Raw genomic sequence first — 2,775 nt, 5'->3', positions numbered from 1 at the left:
GGGCGGCGTGGGTGGAGGCGAAGGGGGCGGCTCGTGATGCGAGCGGCATCCCTGCGCGATGAGCAGACATGCCCACAGGACAAGGCGCGACATTGGGCGCATGGCTGGACTCCCTCGGGACCGTTTTGCGGCACCAAGGTACGGAGGTGGAGACGGGCGCTACACCCCGTGCTCCGGTCCACCGCCCGCGTCCGGGCCCCGACCCTTTCCTCCAGTCCCAGGGGCCCCCAGATTCCTCCCTGGGACCCATTCACCGGAAGGGATTGCACCATGGCACGCGCCATCATCAAGAAGGCCGGCGAGGCGGACGAGCGCCGGCCCTTCGTGTCGCACGGAGAGGCTTCCGTCCTGAACATGGGAGCGCTCAGCATCGGACGCGGCTACTTCGAACCGGGCTGGCGGTGGTCGGAACACGTGAAGCCCATCGCGAACACGGAGAGCTGCGAGGTGGTCCACACCTTGAGCGTCCTGTCCGGACGCCTGCACATCCGGATGAACGACGGGCAGGAGCTGGACCTGGAGCCGGGCGACGTCGCCTTCATCCCGTCGGGGCACGACGCCTGGGTCGTGGGGGATGAGCCCTGCCGCGTCGTCGACTTCACCGGCGCCGAGGACTACGCCGTGGCCAGCAAGCAGGCAGAGGAGGAGCCGGCCCAGCCCTCGCTCCAGTAGCGCATGGCCGCGCCGGGTGTCTGTCTTAACCCGGCGCAGGCGTGCGGCACCCTGTCCGAACGGACAGGACGCGGTGTGTTGGATGTGGATGGGATTGAAACATGCAACTCGTGACAGATGAGACATGCTCCATCCGGGGCCGCTGCGCGTCCGACCTGGGACGTCCTGTCTGGAAATCGTGCCACGCTTCCCTGCTGATTCCGACTGTGCGTGAAATCGCCAGTGCGGTTGTGTCTCTGAGATTGTTTCGATACTGTTGACTTGTCGAAACATTCCTCGCCGGGGGGCGGCCCACCTTCACGGCAATGCCTTGCATCCTGAGGAAGGGGGGCGTGCGTCCGTGTCCTTGAAACTCCCTCCACCCATCTCCTTGCGTGTGCCAGCGTCTCTTCGCCCGAGGGGCGGCAGTTGACCTCGGACCCGGGGGACATCCCGTCAGAGACCGCCGCGGAATGGCAGAAGGTGCTGGCCGTCTTCGCGGACGAGGCGGAGGGGCTGGTCTCCTCCATGGAAGAGAACCTCCTCGTGCTGGAGGTCTCGCCCACGGACGGGTTGCTCCCGGCCATCCTGCGCGCGGCGCACACGCTGAAGGGCGCGGCGGCGTCGCTCGGCTTCCAGGCCGTGACGGACTACACGCACGGGGTGGAGGACCTGCTCCAGGCGCTGCTCGACGGGCGCATCGCGCTGGACGAAACGCGGGTGTCGCTGCTGCTGGTCGCGGTGGACCACCTGCGTGAGCTGTACCAGGCGTCGCTCGCGGGCGCGGGCGCGGGCTCGCTGGAAGCGGTGCACCAGCTCCACCTCTCGAAGCTTCGCGAGGGCATCGTCGCGGGCGCCCCCACGGAGGCGCTGCCGCTGCCCGCCGGCCTGCCGCTGCCGCGCGTGCCGGAGGCGCGGAGCACGTCGCGCAGCCGCGTTCGCATGGACATGGAGCGCCTGGACCGCATCGTCACGCTCACCGCGGAGCTGTCCGTGGCGCGCGGGCGGATGGCGCAGTTCCTGTCGCGCGCGGAGGAGATGGGCGCCAGCTGGGAGGACGCGCTCACCCAGCAGCGGGAGATGGATCCGCTCTTCGAGGCGCTCCAGGAAGAGGTGATGAAGGCGCGGATGGTCCCGGTGGGGCCGCTGTTCCGTCAGCACCTGCGCACCGTGCGCGACCTGGCCCGCTCCCAGCAGAAGCTGGCCCAGCTGGAGCTGGAGGGTGAGGACGCCACGCTGGACACCGCGGTGCTGGACGCGCTGCGGGACCCGCTCCTGCACCTGTTGCGCAACGCCCTGGACCACGGCCTCGAGACGCCGGATGAGCGGCGCGCCGCGGGCAAGGACCCCCGGGGCCGCCTGCGCCTGAGGGCCTACCATGACGCGGGCAGCGTGGTGGTGGAGCTGTCCGACGACGGCCGGGGCATCCAGCGGGAACGGGTGCGCGAGCGCGCGCGGCAGAGGGGGCTGGTGGCCGCGCCCGAGCGCCTGCGCGACGACGAGCTGTTGCGCCTCGTCTTCGAGCCCGGCTTCTCCACGGCCACCGAGGTGACGGAGCTGTCCGGCCGCGGCGTGGGCATGGACGTGGTGCGCCGGGACATCGAGGCCCTGCGCGGCTCCGTGGCCATCCAGAGCCAGGAGGGGCAGGGCACCACGTTGACCTTGCGGCTGCCGCTCACGCTCGCCGTCATCCAGGGCTTCGCCATGGGCGTGGGGGACCAGGTCTACGTCGTCCCCATCGAGAGCGTGCAGGAGTGCATGGAGGTCCCCGTCCAGTCGCGCACTTTGGACGCGTCCGGTGTGCTGTCGCTGCGGGGCCAGCCCCTGCCGTACCTGCGGCTGCGGCAGGTGTTCAGCCTGGGCGGGGACGTGCCGGCCCGGGAGAACGTGGTCGTCCTCAAGCATCCGGACGGCGTCATCGGGCTGGCGGTGGATGAGCTCCAGGGGGATGGCCAGCGGGTCATCCGGCCCCTGGGGCGCCTCTTCCAGGGCATCCCCGGCATCTCCGGCTCCACCATCCTGGGTGACGGCCGGGTGGGGCTCTTGCTGGACACGCCCGCGCTGGTGCGCAGGGCCGTCCTCCACGCCTCCGAATCCGCCGTCAGCCCTCCCGCCCCCCTGGAA

The 2,775-nt window shown here is 70.5% G+C and carries 2 protein-coding genes; both read left to right on the top strand.

The features are described from left to right. Nucleotides 1-270 precede the first annotated feature (270 nt). Nucleotides 271-672: a cupin domain-containing protein gene (locus D7X55_RS38135; RefSeq protein WP_121725605.1), complete on the top strand. Its 402-nt coding sequence runs from the start codon at nucleotides 271-273 to the stop codon at nucleotides 670-672. Nucleotides 673-1,080: 408 nt separating this feature from the next. Beyond that, a partial coding sequence (locus D7X55_RS38130) for a chemotaxis protein CheA (protein WP_147470382.1) occupies nucleotides 1,081-2,775 on the top strand: 1,695 nt, incomplete at its 3' end.

Origin of the sequence: Corallococcus sp. AB049A (assembly GCF_003668885.1) — a bacterium.
GTDB lineage: Bacteria > Myxococcota > Myxococcia > Myxococcales > Myxococcaceae > Corallococcus > Corallococcus interemptor.
Note: the sequence above shows the minus strand (reverse complement) of the source record. Positions and strands in the feature narration are given on the sequence as shown.